The organism is Rhodoferax saidenbachensis, assembly GCF_001955715.1.
Taxonomy (GTDB): domain Bacteria; phylum Pseudomonadota; class Gammaproteobacteria; order Burkholderiales; family Burkholderiaceae_C; genus Allorhodoferax; species Allorhodoferax saidenbachensis.
In genome coordinates, this window is the sequence record NZ_CP019239.1 from 126,423 (window position 1) to 142,672 (window position 16,250).

15 protein-coding genes and 1 pseudogene are annotated in these 16,250 nt (G+C 63.2%); 8 read left to right on the forward strand and 8 right to left on the reverse strand.

What is annotated here, in order from left to right; genetic code table 11:
* Nucleotides 1-93 precede the first annotated feature (93 nt).
* From RS694_RS00690 to RS694_RS00700, 3 genes are all read right to left on the reverse strand, one after another.
* Nucleotides 94-681, reverse strand: coding sequence for an SPOR domain-containing protein (locus RS694_RS00690; RefSeq protein WP_076069197.1), 588 nt, complete (start codon nucleotides 679-681; stop codon nucleotides 94-96).
* Between the two features lie 3 nt (nucleotides 682-684).
* Nucleotides 685-1,398, reverse strand: a complete 714-nt coding sequence (locus RS694_RS00695) for a YebC/PmpR family DNA-binding transcriptional regulator (RefSeq protein WP_029708024.1) — start codon at nucleotides 1,396-1,398, stop codon at nucleotides 685-687.
* 210 nt (nucleotides 1,399-1,608) lie between these two features.
* Entirely contained in the window at nucleotides 1,609-3,267 is a 1,659-nt protein-coding gene (locus RS694_RS00700) for a rhomboid family intramembrane serine protease (protein WP_051391909.1), read from the reverse strand.
* A gap of 228 nt (nucleotides 3,268-3,495) precedes the next feature.
* On the opposite strand from RS694_RS00700, the pseudogene RS694_RS20940 reads away from it, so the two are divergent.
* From RS694_RS20940 to RS694_RS00720, 3 genes and pseudogenes are all read left to right on the forward strand, one after another.
* Nucleotides 3,496-5,048, forward strand: a pseudogene (locus tag RS694_RS20940) (methyl-accepting chemotaxis protein).
* A 94-nt stretch (nucleotides 5,049-5,142) separates the two neighbouring features.
* The gene (locus RS694_RS00715) at nucleotides 5,143-6,138 is read left to right on the forward strand and encodes an MYG1 family protein (protein WP_029708021.1); all 996 of its coding nucleotides are present in this window, start codon (nucleotides 5,143-5,145) and stop codon (nucleotides 6,136-6,138) included.
* Entirely contained in the window at nucleotides 6,138-6,812 is a 675-nt protein-coding gene (locus tag RS694_RS00720; protein ID WP_051391906.1) for a hypothetical protein, read from the forward strand. The genes RS694_RS00715 and RS694_RS00720 overlap by 1 nt, the downstream gene beginning before the upstream one ends.
* Before the next feature lie 168 nt (nucleotides 6,813-6,980).
* On the opposite strand, the gene RS694_RS00725 is transcribed toward RS694_RS00720, so the two are convergent.
* From RS694_RS00725 to RS694_RS00735, 3 genes are read right to left on the reverse strand one after another with little or no spacing between them, the layout of a single operon-like run.
* A complete protein-coding gene (locus tag RS694_RS00725; RefSeq protein ID WP_029708019.1) occupies nucleotides 6,981-7,574 on the reverse strand; it encodes a tRNA-uridine aminocarboxypropyltransferase in 594 nt (197 codons plus the stop codon).
* Nucleotides 7,575-7,604: 30 nt separating this feature from the next.
* Nucleotides 7,605-8,228, reverse strand: a complete 624-nt coding sequence (locus tag RS694_RS00730) for a DsbA family protein (RefSeq protein ID WP_051391905.1) — start codon at nucleotides 8,226-8,228, stop codon at nucleotides 7,605-7,607.
* 60 nt (nucleotides 8,229-8,288) lie between these two features.
* Complete coding sequence (locus tag RS694_RS00735) at nucleotides 8,289-9,233, reverse strand: LysR family transcriptional regulator (RefSeq protein WP_029708016.1); 945 nt, start codon at nucleotides 9,231-9,233, stop codon at nucleotides 8,289-8,291.
* A gap of 123 nt (nucleotides 9,234-9,356) precedes the next feature.
* Here RS694_RS00735 and RS694_RS00740 point away from each other — a divergent pair, with 123 nt between their 5' ends.
* Entirely contained in the window at nucleotides 9,357-10,043 is a 687-nt protein-coding gene (locus tag RS694_RS00740) for a glutathione S-transferase family protein (protein WP_029708015.1), read from the forward strand.
* 22 nt (nucleotides 10,044-10,065) lie between these two features.
* A complete protein-coding gene (locus RS694_RS00745) occupies nucleotides 10,066-11,046 on the forward strand; it encodes a hypothetical protein (protein ID WP_083664550.1) in 981 nt (326 codons plus the stop codon).
* 34 nt (nucleotides 11,047-11,080) lie between these two features.
* On the opposite strand, the gene RS694_RS00750 is transcribed toward RS694_RS00745, so the two are convergent.
* Entirely contained in the window at nucleotides 11,081-11,983 is a 903-nt protein-coding gene (locus RS694_RS00750) for a LysR family transcriptional regulator (RefSeq protein ID WP_029708012.1), read from the reverse strand.
* A gap of 100 nt (nucleotides 11,984-12,083) precedes the next feature.
* Between RS694_RS00750 and RS694_RS00755 the strand changes: the two genes are divergently transcribed.
* A complete protein-coding gene (locus tag RS694_RS00755; protein ID WP_029708010.1) occupies nucleotides 12,084-13,082 on the forward strand; it encodes an NAD-dependent epimerase/dehydratase family protein in 999 nt (332 codons plus the stop codon).
* Here RS694_RS00755 and RS694_RS00760 read toward each other — a convergent pair.
* A complete protein-coding gene (locus RS694_RS00760; RefSeq protein ID WP_029708008.1) occupies nucleotides 13,079-14,008 on the reverse strand; it encodes a LysR family transcriptional regulator in 930 nt (309 codons plus the stop codon). The genes RS694_RS00755 and RS694_RS00760 overlap by 4 nt on opposite strands.
* Before the next feature lie 92 nt (nucleotides 14,009-14,100).
* Here RS694_RS00760 and RS694_RS00765 point away from each other — a divergent pair, with 92 nt between their 5' ends.
* Nucleotides 14,101-15,141 (forward strand): amidohydrolase family protein, encoded by a 1,041-nt coding sequence (locus RS694_RS00765; RefSeq protein WP_029708007.1) that lies wholly within the window; start codon nucleotides 14,101-14,103, stop codon nucleotides 15,139-15,141.
* A gap of 20 nt (nucleotides 15,142-15,161) precedes the next feature.
* Nucleotides 15,162-16,148 (forward strand): Bug family tripartite tricarboxylate transporter substrate binding protein, encoded by a 987-nt coding sequence (locus tag RS694_RS00770; protein ID WP_029708006.1) that lies wholly within the window; start codon nucleotides 15,162-15,164, stop codon nucleotides 16,146-16,148.
* Nucleotides 16,149-16,250: the final 102 nt, after the last annotated feature.

Consider the following 16,250-nt stretch of genomic DNA (forward strand, 5'->3'; position numbering starts at 1 on the left):
GGCCCTTTTGTGAAACCCCCGCCAGAAGGCGGCCCCAGGGTTCCCGGGGGGAATGCAGTTGCGCTTAAGGCCTTGTGGCCTTAAGCGTTTTGCTTAACGCTGGAAAACCACCGCTTCGAGTTCCAACGCTCGGATGCGCTCGGCGGCGGTGTCAGCGTCCAGCCGGTTTTCAAACGGGCCCACGCGCACGGCGGTGAGCTTGCCTTTGGTCTTGGACTTGATCTCCTGCGTGTAGGCGGTCAGCCCCGCGCCGGTGAGTTTGCGCACGGCGTTGTGGGCATTGGTGGGCACGGCAAACAGTCCCACATTGATGTGAAAGCCCGCCGCCATGCTGGCGGCTGATGCGTGGGTGGAGAGTTGGGGTTTAGCCTTGGCCATCGCCGGCATGGGAGCGGGCATGGGTGTGGGGGATGGCAGAGCCGGTTGTGCGGGGCTGGCGGGGGCCAGCGGCGCAGTTTCCATGGGTGCCGCGGGGCGCGTGGGGGCGGTACTGGCTTCTGCCGGTGCGGCTTCAGCAACCGGGGCCGATGCGGCGGGCGCGGGCACCACGGCTTGTGCCTCGGCCACGGGTTTGCCCTCGGCGTCTATCTCTTGCACCACTTCCGCGGGGGCGGACGGGTTCATCATGGACGCAGCGGTCATGCCGATGGCAACCGCAACTACCAAAGCCGGAGTGATCATGGTTTAGCCCTTCAAGCCAACAAACACATTCTGTACGTCGTCGTTCCCGTCGATGCCGGCCAAAAAGGCTTCCACCTCTTCGAGTTGCTCGGCGCTCAAGTTGGCCGGGTCCACCGGGTTCTTGGCCTTGTAACCCAGCTTGGCCGACAGCACGGTAAAGCCATGGGCGGGCAGCGCGCGGCTCACCAGGTCCAGGTCGCCCGGGTCGGTCCAGAACAGCGTGTTGCCCTCTTCCTCACCCGCTTCAAAGTCCTGTGCGCCAGCCTCGATGGCGGCCACTTCGGCGTCGGCACCTGGGGCGGCGGGTTCGGCCTCAATCATGCCCAGGTGGTCAAAGTCCCACGACACGGAGCCGGAGGTGCCGAGCTGCCCTTTGCGGAACAACACCCGCATCTCGGGCGCGGTGCGCTTCACGTTGTCGGTCAGGCATTCCACCATCACCGCCACCTGGTGAGGCGCAAAACCTTCGTAAATCACATGCTCAAAGTGCACCGCCTCGCTGCCGATGCCCGCGCCCTTCTTGATGGCGCGCTCCAGCGTGTCCTTGGGCATGGACACCTTGCGGGCCTGCTCCAGTACCAAGCGCAGCTTGGAGTTACCTGCCGGGTCAGCGCCGGCGCGTGCCGCCACCATGATGTCTTTGGCCAGTCGGCCAAACAGCTTGCCCCTGGCATTGGCCGCCAATTCCTTGCCTTTTGCTTTCCACTGCGCGCCCATGTCGAATCTTCCTTGTATCTGTGTAGCGCTCGCGGGCGCTGGACTGTATGGGGGGTGATTTTGGCATGGGCTTGCACAGGACCCAAGTAAAAGCGTGTGATTTGCTATGAAATCAGGAGCTTTTTGCGCATACCCCACAAGGGCCCGAGGCCAATTTGGCTTGAAAACGGGCGGTTTGCGCGTTCCTGTGGCCCGTCCGTCCCCGGGCTTCTATTTCTTCTTGGTGGCCTGCAGCCCTTGGGTAATGGTCTCAATCCGCTGTGCAATTTCGGTCATTTCTGCTTGAATGACCGCCATGCGCGCTGGGTCGGCAGGCGCTGGTTTGCCCTCGGGGAAGACCGACTCCATGGCCAGCGACTCCTCCATCAGCTCTGTCATGCGTTGGGCTTCTTTCAGCAGGGGCAGGCGCGGATCGGTGGCGGGCAGGCGGGCCAATGCGAGTTCATCCCGCACTTTGCGCATCATGGGTGCATACACGGTGCGGCTGCGCTCGTCCGACTCGCGTTCAGACAGCTCGCCCGCCTTCACCTGCTGTGCTTCGGTCTGCAGGGCCGTGAACGTCTTGCCAAAGGACTGCATCCCTTGCGCAAACAGCAGCATCCCGCGCTGGTCCACCTGCGCTGCAGGTGCCAATGTCGCCACGCCAATGGTTGCCCCCGCTGCGATGGCCAGGCCGATGGTGGCGCGGCGGGTGTAGCTGCGCACGTATTTGTCCAGGTCAAAACGCCCTGGAAGCACGTAGGCCAGCAAACACCCGGCGACCAGCCCGCCCACGTGGGCGGCGTTGTCGATGCCCTGTTTGCCAAAACCCTGGGCCAGGGCGTACAGGATGAAGAAGGCCAGGCTGCCCAGCGTCTGTTTGCCCATGGTTTTGGGCAGTTGTTTGTGGTGCTGCACCAGCGCCACCAGCAGTGCACCGGTAATGCCGAATACCGCGCCAGACGCGCCCACCGAAACGGCACTTTGCGCCGCAAAATGCAGGCTCAAGGCACTGCCCACCAGGCCAGAGCCCAGGTAGATCAGCGCAAACAGGCGGTGGCCGTAAATGCGCTCCACCGCCACACCGGCGCTGTACAACCCCAGCATGTTCAGCGCCACGTGCATGAACCCGCTGTGCAGAAACATGGCGCTGGCCATGCGCCACCATTGCCCGCGCTGCACCTCCGATGCGGCATTGCCACCCCAGCGCAGCAGCAAGTCGCTGGGCGTCCCCGCAAAAGCGCCTCCGTAGTTCAGCATGGCGATCCAGACCAGGGCGTTGATGGCGATCAGGCCATAGGTCAGCCACGGTATCGGGGCAAAGGATTTCAGCCGCTCCTGGTAGGCGCGTTCCTCTGCAATCTGGTTGTCCAGGGCCTGCAGCACCTGGCCGGGGCGGCTGTTCTTGTGGATGTGCTGCTGGACCAACTGGAGCAGCCTTTCCTGCGCGGCGTCATCCAGCGCAGACAGCACCAGCGAAGGGCGCAAGGGGTTGCGGCCGGTCAGGAAGCTGCGCTTGTCGGCAAGCCCTGCGGTGGGGTGCAGCAGCAGTTGCAGGACCGGGGCGTTTTGCACACGGGTGACGGAGGCGCTGGCGATGGCATCCCAGCGGTAGTGTTTGGTTTTCCCGTTGAAAACGGGGGACGCAATGCCTGCCTCATCCAGCGTAGCCAGCACCTTGCCGCTGTGCATCTGTTTGCGCAGGAACCAGTCCATGAGTGCCAACACGCCGAGCGTGATGGCGGCAACCCATAGCAGGACCCCGACGCTTTTGGTGCCCGGTATCGCGATGAGTATCGAGATGGCGCCGCCCACCCAAAGCCACAAACGGGTCTTGCCTATCAGGCTGCTTTTGGAGGAATAAAAAAGCTCTGCGGACTGTACCGTCATCTGACCTGATTCCATACGGTTCCTGTGGAGATGGGTTGCTAAATTGACAGGACGAGTCTAGGTGCGTGTGCGGGCGTCGGGTATCCCCCATCCGGGTGATTCTGAATGGGGAGTAACCCTCGGGCGCCCCCGCAAAAATTGCTATCTTTTTTCATGCACTGGTGCCTAGAATCTTTGGCGTCGTTGCGCTGCCTGCCCGAATCTATCGACAAGAAAGAAGGTGACACCATGTCTCTCTCTGACTACAAGATCTCGACCAAGCTGATACTGGCCTTCATTCTGGTATCCCTCATCGGTGCGGCGCTGGGTCTGTTTGCCATACGCAACATGAACGTGCTCAACGATGCCGACACCGCCCTCTACGAGAAGGAAACCCTGGGCCTCTCGCTGGTCAAAGAGGCCAACGTGCAGCGGTATGCGGCCGTGGTCGCGCTGCGCGACGCCATCATCGCCACCAATTTAGGCGCACGCAACGGCGCGCTCCAGCGCATCACCGCAGGGCGCGCCAAGAGCCTGGAACTCATGGCGCAGGCGCGTGAAAAAGCCAGCGACCCCGACACCCTGGCCGCTTTTGCCAAGGTGGAAGAAGCCTGGAAGGCCGACGAGCAGGCACTCACAGGCATCCTCAAACTGCTGACCAGTTCAGAAATACAAGTGGACTCCCCGGTGCTGGAGTTCCTGGGCGCCAGCGTGGTGCAGCCCAGCATCAAGGTCGGGACGGCCATGACCGACCTGACCAAGGTGTTTGAGGAGAACGCCCACCGTGTGTCCGACAACAACTCCGCGATCTACGAAACCAGCCGCAATGTCACGCTGGGCCTGATCGTGGTGTGTGTGCTAATCGGCGTGGGGCTGGGCGTGGTTATCAGCCGCAGCGTCACGCAGCCGCTGAACGTGGCCATGGACACCGCCCGTGCGGTGGCCGAAGGCGACTTGTCGCGCCCCATCAGTGCGCAGGGCAAGGACGAAGTGGCCCAGCTGCTGCAAACCCTGTCCTCCATGCAGGACAGCCTGGTCCAAGTCGTGTCCGCCGTGCGCACCGGGTCCGAGTCGGTGTCCACCGCCAGTTCCGAGATCGCCCAGGGCAACCAGGACCTGAGCGCGCGCACCGAAAGCCAGGCCAGCGCGCTGGAAGAAACCGCCGCCAGCATGGAAGAGCTGTCCTCCACCGTAAAGCAAAACGCGGACAACGCACGCCAGGCCAACCAGCTCGCACAAAGCGCCTCCACCGTGGCGGTGGAAGGCGGCGCTGTGGTGTCGCAGGTGGTGGACACCATGAAGGGCATCAGCGACAGCTCCAAACGCATTGCCGACATCATCAACGTGATCGACGGCATCGCCTTCCAGACCAACATCCTCGCGCTGAACGCGGCGGTAGAAGCGGCCCGCGCCGGTGAGCAGGCCGTGGTTTTGCGGTGGTGGCGTCGGAAGTGCGCAGCCTGGCCGGCCGCAGCGCCGAGGCGGCCAAGGAAATCAAAACCCTGATCGACGACAGCGTAAGCCGTGTGGACCAGGGCACTGCGCTGGTGGACAAGGCGGGCAGCACCATGAACGAGGTGGTCACCAGCATCCGCCGCGTGACCGACATCATGGCCGAGATCAGCGCCGCCAGTAACGAGCAGAGCGCGGGTGTGTCGCAAGTGGGCGAAGCCGTCACCCAGATGGACCAGGCCACCCAGCAAAACGCCGCGCTGGTGGAAGAAATGGCCGCCGCCGCCAGCAGCCTCAGCGGCCAGGCCCGCGAGCTGGTGCAGGCGGTGTCGGTTTTCAAGCTGCGCTAGGACGGTGCAGGGCTGCAGATTTGCTATCAAATCAGTAGCTGATTGCGCAGATTCATCGGGGGCTGGGGGCCGATTTGGCACCTAAAATCGGGGTATGACTGACGCAAACACCACCACCACCATCGCCACGCACAGTGGCAGCTTCCACGCCGACGACGTTTTTGGCGTCGGCATTTTGATGGGTGTGTTCCCATCCCACACCCTCATCCGCACGCGCAAACAGGAGCTCATTGAAACCGCCGACTTTGTGGTCGACGTGGGCGGCACCTGGGACGCCGCCACCGGCCGGTTCGACCACCACCAGCGCGGCTTTGACGGCGCGCGCCCCGCGCACGAGGTGGATGGCACAACCATCCCCGGCGTGGGCTACGCCAGCGCGGGTCTGGTGTGGACGGCGCATGGCACAGCCTACGTCAAAGCCTGGTCCAGCGCGCAGGGCCACACGCTGGACGCGCAAGCGGTAGAAGACATCGTGCGCTCCATCGACCACTCGCTGGTGCAGTACCTCGACATCGTGGACACCGGCCAGGGCGATGTGTCGCCCGGCATCTTTGGCCTCTCTAGCCTGATCGCCCAGCTCAACACCCACTGGATGGAAGAAAAAGGCATGGGCCAGGACACCAAGGCCCAACTGCAAGAAACGCGTTTTCGCGAAGCCATCGCCATCACGCGCAAGTTTCTGGACCACGCCATCAGCAAAAAGGTCGCGCAGATCAGCGCCGTGGACACCGTGCGCGCCGCACCCCGTCTGGTCGGTGGCCGCGTGTTGCACCTGCAAGAGGGTGGCATGCCCTGGACCCGTGTGGTGGTGGACGAAATGCCCGAGGTCATGTTTGTGATCTACCCCGACTCCGACGGTGACCAGTACCAGATCAAGACCGTGCCGGTAGAGCCCGGCTCGTTCACCGCGCGTATGGATTTGCCCCAGAGCTGGGCCGGCCTGCGCAACGAAGAGCTGGCCACCGTGACCGGCGTGGCCGACAGCGTGTTTTGTCACCTGAACCTGTTTATCGGTGGTGCGCGCAGCTTTGAGGGCGCCGTGCGTTTGGCCGAGCTGGCGCTGGCGCCGCAGGCGGCAGGCAGCGCCTGATGCAGGGCGCCACCCGGCCTACATCGCTCCAGCAAGTCCGCGCCGCCGTCCAAGCCAACCTGGTCCCGGGGCTGGTGCTCTGGTGCGGGCTGGCCGTGTTGCTCATGGCCTATGCCTGGAGCCCGGCGGTACAAGCGGGCCTGGCGCAATGGGGCGCGGTCAAACGGGCCTGGGGCTATCCGTTCTCCTTCGCCTCGTATGTGGTGTTTGCCGTGCTGGTGCCCGAGGCCCTGAGCCATGTGGTGCTTAAACAGCGCTGGACCCGTGGCACCTGGGGTTACCTGTTCTACGCCACGCTGGTGTTTGGATGCATCGGCATTTCAGTGGACATGCTGTACGCGCTGCAGGTCCAGCTTTTTGGGGAGGGCAGCGACGTACGCACTATTGGCAAAAAAATGCTGTTCGACCAGTTCGTCTATTCGCCCGTGTCGAACTACGTAATGGTGGTGGCATTCGCCTGGCGCGAAGGGGCTTTTAGCGCTAGCACCCTGCGCCGCCTGGTGTCTGCCGACTACTTCAGCCGCCACTACCTGCCCGTGCTCATCGCCGTGTGGTGCGTGTGGATACCCGGCGTGCTGGTTATCTACTTCATGCCCACGGCGCTGCAGTTCCCGGTGGCCAACATCATCCTGAGTTTCTGGGTGCTGATCTTCAAGTTCATGCGCAAGGGCTAGGCGCTATTGAAGCGGTCCGTTCGGGTTGCGCTTGGCCTGTCCTGGGCTTGCCGAATGGGCGAAACGCAGGCTTCGACAGGCTCAGCCCGAACGGACAGATTCGCCGAGGATTGCGTTAATTGCTCCTAAATCAGGAGCTGCTTGCGCAGTATCCACAGGGGCTACAGGTCAATTTGGCATAAATTCTTGCTGCTGGGCCACAAACCCGTCAAATGCCGCCAGCAGCGGTTCCCAGCGCGCGGCGTCGCCTTCCAGTTGCGCCAGCGCTGCGCAGGTGGCCTCCAGCGTGGAGAGCTGCCCGGGCTTGTGGGCCTTGCGAATGGCGTAGCGCGGCGCGGGTACTTCTTCCAAATTGAGACGTGGCAAACGCTGCAGCGCAGGGCTCACGTGCAGCATCTTGCGGCTCTTGCGCCAGGTGGCGTCCAACACCACCAGTCGCACTTTGTGTGGATCGCTGAGTTGCGCGGCGTCCAGCGGCTCCGGCGCCGCGTGGCCTTCGTAGCCTGTGGGCGGGTACAGCAACACGGTGTAACGCGGTTCTGGCATCAGAGTCTGTAACGCGGTGTCGTCAAACACTTCCCCCACCACCAAACGGCTGCCCGGCAGGCTCAGGTGCAACAGGCGCGCGCTGTTCTTGGCATGGTGTTGTTCTAGCGGGTGCTGCAGGATCAGCACGTCACAGGCGGGCGGCGTGGGCGTGACAAAGCCGCAAATGCAGGCGGATTGCGGGCGCAAGCAGTGGGGGCAGGTGGGGCGTTGCATACGCAGGCAAAGCGTTTCACCGTGCCCGGGTCAGCGCGCTGCTTCCATGGCGGTGTGGATCTGCAGCAGCATGGGCGCAGCATCCAGGTAGTCCAGCCCAATGGGGTACATGCCGGACGCTGTGCGCAGCACCAGACTGGGGAAGCCGTTGATGGGCGCTTGGCGCGCAAAGGCCAACTCCTCTTGCAACGCTGCTTCAACGGTCGCACCCGATACCTCGGCGGCAAAGGCCTCGGCGTCCAGCCCCATGCTTTGGGCAATCTCCACCAGCGTGCTGATGTCTGACGGGTTTTGGGCTTGCAGGTAATAAGCCTCTTGAATTCCAACAATCATGGCCTCTTCGGATTCCGGCGCCAGTCGTTTCGCGGCCAGTACCGCGCGGCAGGCGTTGTAGGTGGAGCGCCTGGGCGTGCAGTTTTGCCAGAAATCAAAATTGAACGGCGTGCCCGGCACCCGCGCTTGAATCATCTGCCAGACGGACTGCAGCTTGGCGCGCATGGCCGGCTCCATGGGCACATCACTGTCCGGCGCCAACCCGCCCACCACGCGCCGCACCGGCAAGTCAGCCGGTAGCTGCGCACGCAGCTGTTGCCACGTCGGACGAAACGCCCAGCACCAGCTGCACATGGGGTCGTGGAAATGGAGGAGCTCCATAGGCGCGGTTGAAGTCATGCAGGCATTGAAGCACACCACTGCCGCACGCGCAGCCCCGCGTTAGCTCTGCAACGCACCGGTGGCGCGGTCCCAATACGGCGGCGTGCCAATCGCCTGTTTCAGGTGTTGGATAAACAGCTGCGCCTTGGCCGAGTGCGAGCGGCCCTTGAGCCGCACGGCATGGATGGCCGGTGCCTGGCTGGTGGTTGCCGCAGCCGCCGCAGCAGCGGCCACCGAGTCGGGGAACAGATTGACCAGCTCGCCCGCCGCCACCTTTTTGTAGACCAGCCAACTGGCCAGGTGCGCCACCCCCAGCCCGGCCGCGGCGGCCTCCAGCAGCGCGTCCACATCGCCACTGCGAAAGCGCCCGTGCACTGCCAGCGGTCTGCCCTGGTTCACACCCGGAAAAGTCCACAGGCCGGTGGGGCTGGAGGGCAGGCACAGGCAGCTGTGGTGCAGCAAGTCTTCGGGCTTGGCCGGGCGGCCGTGCGCCTGGAGGTAGGCGGGGCTGGCACAGGCCACACGCAGCATGGGCGCCAGGCGGGTGGCCAGCAGGTCGCTATCGGGCAGTGCGCCAATACGGATGGCCACGTCGGCCCGCTGCGCAGCCAGGTCCACCCAGTGGTCGCTGAGCTGCAAGTCCAGCTCAATCAGCGGGTACTGCTGCATGAACGACGCCACGGTGGGTGCGATGTGCATCCGCCAAAAGACCGACGGCGCGGTGATGGACAGCAGGCCACGCGGCTCGGCCTGTGCGTCCAGCAGCGCGGCCTTGGCATCCACCATTTCCGACACGATGAGCTGCGCCCGCGGCAAAAACTGCTCGCCCGCATCGGTGAGCAGCAGGCGGCGCGAGCTGCGCTGAAACAGCGCCACGCCCAGCGATTGCTCCAGCGCATCCACCTGCCGCGACACCGACGACACCGCTACGTTGTGCAGCTTGGCCGCAGCGGAAAACGTGCCCGCCTTGTGCACGTCGAGAAAGGCCTGGATGTTGTCGAGCATGGGTTGGCTGCCTCGCGTAGTTAGCGAATAACGCAAAGAACATTAGCTTTGCGGGTGATTGTTGTGATTGTCGCTAAAAAACACAATCCACTCCGTCACCAACCTTTGAGAAAGCGACACCCCATGTTGAAGTTCTACTACCACCCCTCGCCCAACCCGGCCAAGGTGGCTTTGTTTCTGGAAGAGTCCGGCCTGCCTTACACGCTGGTGCCGGTGGACGTTCGCAAGGGCGAGCAGCACCTGCCCGCGTACCTGGCCATCAACCCGAACGGCAAAACGCCCGCGCTGGTAGATGGCGATGCGGTCGTCTTTGACAGCAACGCCATCCTGCTTTACCTGGCCGTCAAGACCGGCAAGTTCTTGCCGCGCAATGTGCCTGAGGTACGGTCCCAGATGTATTCGTGGCTCATGTTTGTGGCCACCGGCATTGGGCCCTTCTCGGGCCAGGCCGTGCACTTCCGCCACTTCGCCCCCGAGCCCAAGGCCTACGCCCAACAGCGTTACGACTTTGAAGCCTGGCGCCACTGGCGCATCGTCAACGCGCATCTGGCCACCCGCACCTGGATGGTGGGCGAGGAATTCACCATCGTCGATATGGCGCTGTGGGCCTGGGCGCGCGCCGTGCCCTTTGTGCTGGGCGAAGCGGCTTGGGCCGAGTTGCCGCATGTGAAGCGTTTCCTGGACCAGGTCAGCGCCCGACCAGCCGCAGTGCGTGCCGAGGCTCTGGCCGAGGCCCATGCCTTCAAAGCCGAGATGGACCAAGCCGCCATGGACGCGATGTACCCCCATACCCAATCAACCCCCGTCTAAATTTTTAAACCGAAAGCGCACCATGACACCATTCACTACTTCCAAACTCGTTCGCAGCCTCACCCTGGCTGCATTGATGGCTACTCCACTGCTGGGCGCTGGCCTGGCCCATGCCGATGGTGTGTCTGCCCAAGGCATCACCTTCACTGCTGAGCAGGCCTACCCCGAAGGCATTGCCTGGCACCCCGCGCAAAAAGTGTTCTTTGTCAGCTCCGTGCACACCGGCACGATTGGCAAGGTCAGCCTGCAGGGCGTGTACACACCGTTCATTCAGGACGACAAACTGATTGCCAGCGTGGGGCTTGTATTGGATACCAAACGCAACCTGCTGTGGGTTGCCGTGGCCGACCTGGGCGCCTCCACCCGCAGCAGCGCCGCCACGGCCTACAAGCTGGCCGCCGTGGCCGCGTATGACGCGACCACTGGCGAGCGCCGTGCGTACCACGACCTCAGCAACCTGGTGCAAGGCGGCCACATGGCCAACGACCTGGCGGTGGACGCGGCGGGCAATGTCTACATCACCGACAGCTTCTCTCCAGTGATCTACCGCATTGACACCAAGGGCCACGCCAGCGTGTTTGCACAGAGTGATCTGTTCAAGGGCGAAGGCTTCAACCTCAACGGCATCGTGGCGCACCCGGACGGCTACCTGCTGGTCAACAAATACAACAGCGGCGAGATCTACCGCATCAGCACCCGCAACGGTGCCGACATCCAGCGCGTGAACCTGCCCGAAGCGGTGAAGGGCGCTGATGGCATGCTGCTGCGCGACAAGACCCACTTGGTCGTCGTGCAAAACGCGGGCAACGACCAGGTGGTAGAGCTGGTGTCTACAGACGGCTGGAAATCCGCCACGCTGCAACCCGCACGCAAGACGGCCTACTCATTCCCCACCACGGCCACGCAAGTGGGTAAAGACGTCTATGTGATGAACTCACGCCTGGACACTTTGCTGACCAAAGATGCGCCCAAGGTGAGCGAGTACCTGTTGCAGAAGTATTGAGGGTTTGGGCCAGCCCGCGGGGCTGGTCGCAGTCTCACTCCGCCATGTAGTCCTGCAACCCCAGCAGCAGCGCGTCAAACGTCACCTTGCAGCGCGGGTTGTGGCGCAGGTCTTCGTGCATGGTGAGCCAGGTCTCCAGACTTAGCGGAATGCTGCCGGGCAATACATGCACCAGGTTGGGGTCGCGCGCCGCCAGGTTCACCTGGCATACGCCAATGCCGCAGCCCGCGCGGATCAGAGCCAGTTGTGCCATGTCGCTGTCGGTGCGCACGGCAAAGTTGTCGCGGTTCCATAGCGGGAATTGCTTGCGCGCCGCGCGCACGAACGGTGTCTCTTCGTCAAAACCAATCAGCGCGTACTTTGGCAGGTCCGCCAGTGAGGCCGGCGTGCCATGTTTGTGCAGGTAGTCCTTGTGTGCGTGCAGGCCCAATCGCACCGCGCCTATGTGCCGGGCAATCAACTGTTCCTGTTTGGGCTGCGTCATGCGCACGGCGATGTCGGCCTCGCGCTGCAGCAGGTCCTGCACGCGGCTGGTCAGCACCAGCTCCACTTTCAGGCCCGGGTGCGCGTCTTGCAGTTGCGCCAGGATGGGTGGCAACACCTCTTGTCCGATCACCTCACTCGCGGTTACGCGCACCGTGCCTTTGATACCCGAGCCCTGGCTCTCTGCCGCCCGCTTCAGTGCGGCGGCAGAGCTGCTCATGGCCTGGGCAAACGGCTGCAGCGCCAGCGCCGCTTCGGTGGGCAGCAGCCCCGTTTGCGAGCGGGTGAACAGCGTCACGCCCAGCGCCTTTTCCAGCGCGTCCACATGCCGCCCCACGGTGGGCTGGGCAATGCCCATGGCACGCGCCGCACCAGAGAGCGAACCCTCTTCCAGCACGCCCAAATACGAGCGGTAAAGCTCCCAGCCAATCTCGGTGGTGTTGTCGGTAGTCATACAGAAATGTATAGCTGCTCAGACATGTTGGTCAATTGCTTAATAGCCGCGCCGGTTCCAAACTTCATCCATCGCAACACTTTTTTCAAGGAGCTTAGAGATGAACAGCAACACAACAGCATTGGTATTGGGCGCCACCGGTGGCATCGGCGGCGAAGTAGCACGGCAACTGCGCGACGCAGGCTGGACGGTGCGCGCACTGCGCCGCGGTGGGGAGCAGCAGGTGGAGCGGCGCGACGGCATGGTCTGGCTGCGCGGCGACGCGATGAACCGCGACGACGTGCTGGCCGCAGCGCAGGGCTGCTCCGTCATCGTGCACGCCGTTAACCCACCCGGCTACCTGCGCTGGAGCGAGCTGGTGCTGCCCATGCTGGACAGCACCATCGCCGCCGCGCAGGCCCAGGGCGCCACCATCGTGCTGCCCGGCACGGTCTACAACTACGGCCCCAGCGCCTTCCCCACATTGCGTGAAGACTCGCCGCAAGAGCCAATCACCCGCAAAGGCGTTATTCGTGTGCAAATGGAAGAGCGCCTGCAGGCGGCCAGCAGCCGGGGGTGCAAAGTGATCGTGGTGCGCGCCGGTGATTTCTTTGGCCCCAAGCCGGGCAACAGCTGGTTCTCGCAAGGGCTGGTCAAACCGGGCCTGCCCGTTAAAGCCATCAGCGTGCCCAACGCACCCGGCGTAGGCCACCAGTGGTCTTACTTGCCCGACGTGGCCCGCACCATGGTGGAGCTGGTGCAACGCCGCGAAACCCTGGAGCCCTTCGCCGCCTTTCACATGGCCGGGTATTGGGATGCCGACGGCACACAGATTGCCGCAGCCATCAGCCGCGTCGTCGTCAAGCGTGGTGGTGCCCAGCCCAAGGTCAGCGCCTTCCCCTGGTGGTTGATGGCACTGATCGCGCCCTTTGTGCCCACCGTACGTGAGCTGCGCGAGATGCGCTACCTGTGGACCACACGCGTGGAGATGCGCAACGCCAACCTGGTTGCAGTGCTGGGGCATGAGCCACATACGCCGCTGGACGATGCGGTGGAAGCGGCATTGGAGGGGATGGGGTGCTTGGCGGTGCCTTCGCTGGGTGCGATACAAGCCGCTTAGACAGCGGGAGGCCAGACGCCTTGCAGGTTGGTGCGCAAGTCGTCCAGAAAGGCCTGGCAGGCCGATGAGAGCGAGCGGCCTTTTTTGGTGACGATGTACACATCGCGCGAAACCTTGGGCCGGTTCAGGGGTTTGATGACCAGCTCGCGGTAGGGTGAAAACCGGGCGTAGGCCGAAGGCATGATGCTGGGGGCCAAGCCGCTGGCGGACATCCACAACCCGGTGGACAGAAACGAAATTTCGTTCACCACCTGCAGCGAGACCCCGGCCGTGGCCGCCGCCACGTCCACCAGCTGGCGCACGCCGTAGCCAGGCCGCCCTGCAATCACGGGGTGGCCTTCCAGATCGCGCCAGCGCAATGTTTTGATACCGGCCAACGCATGGTCGGGTGCACACACCAGACACAGGCTGTCGCGCATCAGGGTTTCCAGCTCCAGCTCGCCACCCGAGCGTTCCGGGGTGCCGATGCCAAAGTCCACATGCTCGCCCAGCACCCGCGATGAAAACTGTTCGGGCGCGCAGTCGTCCACTACCACCTGCACATCGGGATATTTCTGGCCGAAGCTGCGAATGGCGCCCGGCAGCAGCATGCCCGCCAGCGTGGGCGTGATGGCCAGACACACCCGGCCGCTGCGCAGGCCACTGAGGTCGCCGAACGCGGCCCCGAGCGAGTCCACGTCGCGCAGGATGCGCTCTGCCACCGCCAGCATGTCGTTGGCCGCCTGGGTGGGCTGCAGCGAACGTGTGGTGCGGTCAAACAAGCGGGTCTGCAGCCCCTCTTCGAGCTGACGGATCAGCACGCTGATGGCCGACTGCGTCACAAACAATTGCTCCGCCGCCGCGCTGAGCTTGCGCAGGCGGTACACCGCCAAAAAGGCACGCAATTGCCGCAGCGTGGGTGAAAACGTGTGGGTGGGTGTATTCATTCGCAAAAATCATAATTCATTCGTAATTTATCGATTTACAAATTAATGCGCTTGCTCTCCAATGAACGCATAAAACAACAGGAGACAACGCTTTGACGCCCCAACTACGCCCCTACAAACGCATCGCCACAGAAGAAGGCTGGGCCACGCCTGAACTGATGAAGATGTACGTCAAGATCCTGGAGACGCGCTCCATCAACGATCCGGGCTTCTACAGCCTCTGGGGATTTTTTGGCCAGAGCCAGACGCCCCGCGCGCAGGATTTGTTCAACCGCATTCAGGACATGGGCGAGCGCCGCCTGGGCGACATGGACGCCACCGGCATCGACATGCAGTTGCTGTTGCTCACCTCCCCCGGCGTGCAGGTGTTTGATGCCGCCACCGCCAACGCACTGGCCATATCCACCAACGACCAGTTGGCTGCCACCATCCGCCAGCACCCCACGCGCTTTGCCGGGCTGGCCGCGGTAGCGCCGCAAGACCCGCGGGCTGCAGCAAAAGAGCTGGAGCGCGCAGTGCAAAAGCTGGGCCTCAAAGGCGCAGTGATCAACTCCCACACGCAGGGCGAATACCTGGACGACGAAAAGTTCTGGGACATCTTTGCTGCTGCCGAAGCGCTGGATGTGCCGGTCTACATCCACCCCAACACACCATCGCCACAGATGGTGGAGCCCTTCCTTTCGCGCTGCCTCGACGCGGCCATTTATGGCTTCCAGGCCGAAACCGGTCTGCACGCGCTACGCCTGATCGTCAGCGGTGTGTTTGACCGTTTCCCCAATCTCAAAATCGTGCTGGGCCACTTGGGCGAAGGATTGCCTTTCTGGCTGTACCGCATTGACTTCATGCATGCGGGCATCGTGCGCTCCAACCGCAGTGAGGGCGTGAAGCCCCTGAAGAAAAAACCCAGCGACTACCTGCGTGAAAACTTCTACTACACCACCAGCGGCATGCCCTGGGAGCCGTCGGTCACGTTTGTGCAGCAGCAAATGGGCTACGACCGTCTGATGTACGCCATGGACTACCCCTACCAGTACGTGGCCGAGGAGGTCACCGCCATGGACAACCTGCCTCTGAGCGAGGCGCAGAAAAAAATGTTCTTCCAGACCAATGCCGAGCGCATATTCAAGCTGTGAACACCGGAGACCACTGCACCATGAACACCACACGCAACCCATTGATCGCCTGCGTTGTCGGGCTCGCCATCGCAGCCTTCGGCAACGCAGCATTGGCCCAGACTGCCCCCTGGCCCACCAAGCCTATCCGCCTGGTGGTGACTTTTCCGGCGGGCGGCAGCAGCGATGCCGCTGCCCGCATCGTGGCCCCCAAACTGGCGGAACGTTTGGGCCAGGCCGTCATTGTGGACAACAAACCTGGCGCTGGTGGTGGCATAGGGCTGGACATCGTGGCCAAGTCGCCTGCGGATGGCTACACCATTGTGTTGGCTTCTGCCGGGGGGCTCACGGCCAACCCGTCGCTCTATCCCAACCTGCCCTACAACCCGACGCGCGACTTTGCGCCCATCACGCTGTTTGGCACCAGCCCGTTTGTGCTGGTGGCCAACCCGTCGCTACCTGCCAACAACGCCAAGGAAGTGATCGCCCTTGCCAAGACCCAGGTAGGCAAGCTCAGTTATGCGTCTGGCGGCAGCGGCACCGCCATGCACTTGTCGGGCGAACTGCTCAAGTCCATCTCCGGCAGCTACATCCTGCACGTACCCTACCGTGGCACTGCGCCCGCCGTGATGGCGGTCATGTCGGGTGAAACATCCCTGGCGATTGCCGACATTGCGTCTATCCAGCCCTTGCTCAAGTCGGGCCGGTTCAAAGTGATCGGGGTATTGGGCAAAGAGCGCTCCGCACTGGCCCCGGACATGCCCACGCTGGCCGAAAGCGGCGTGCCTGGCTACGACTCGTCTGGGTGGTTTGGCATTTTGGCCCCGGCCGGTACACCGCCTGCGGTGCTGACACGCCTGAACACCGAGATAACCGCCGTGTTGCGCCTGCCTGAAATCCGCGAGCGTTTTGCGGCGGCGGCTCTGGAGCCATTGCCGTCCACCCCCGACTACATGGCGCAACTGATGCGCACCGAGGCGGTCAAGTGGGCCAAGGTGATCAAGGATTCGGGCGCCAAGGTGGATTGATCACCGGCGCGGCCTGCACCACGGTGGCTATGGTGCGGGGCCGCGAATCACCGGAACACTTCGCTGTCTTCCACTGGCCGCCCCACTAGGGGTAATGCAGGT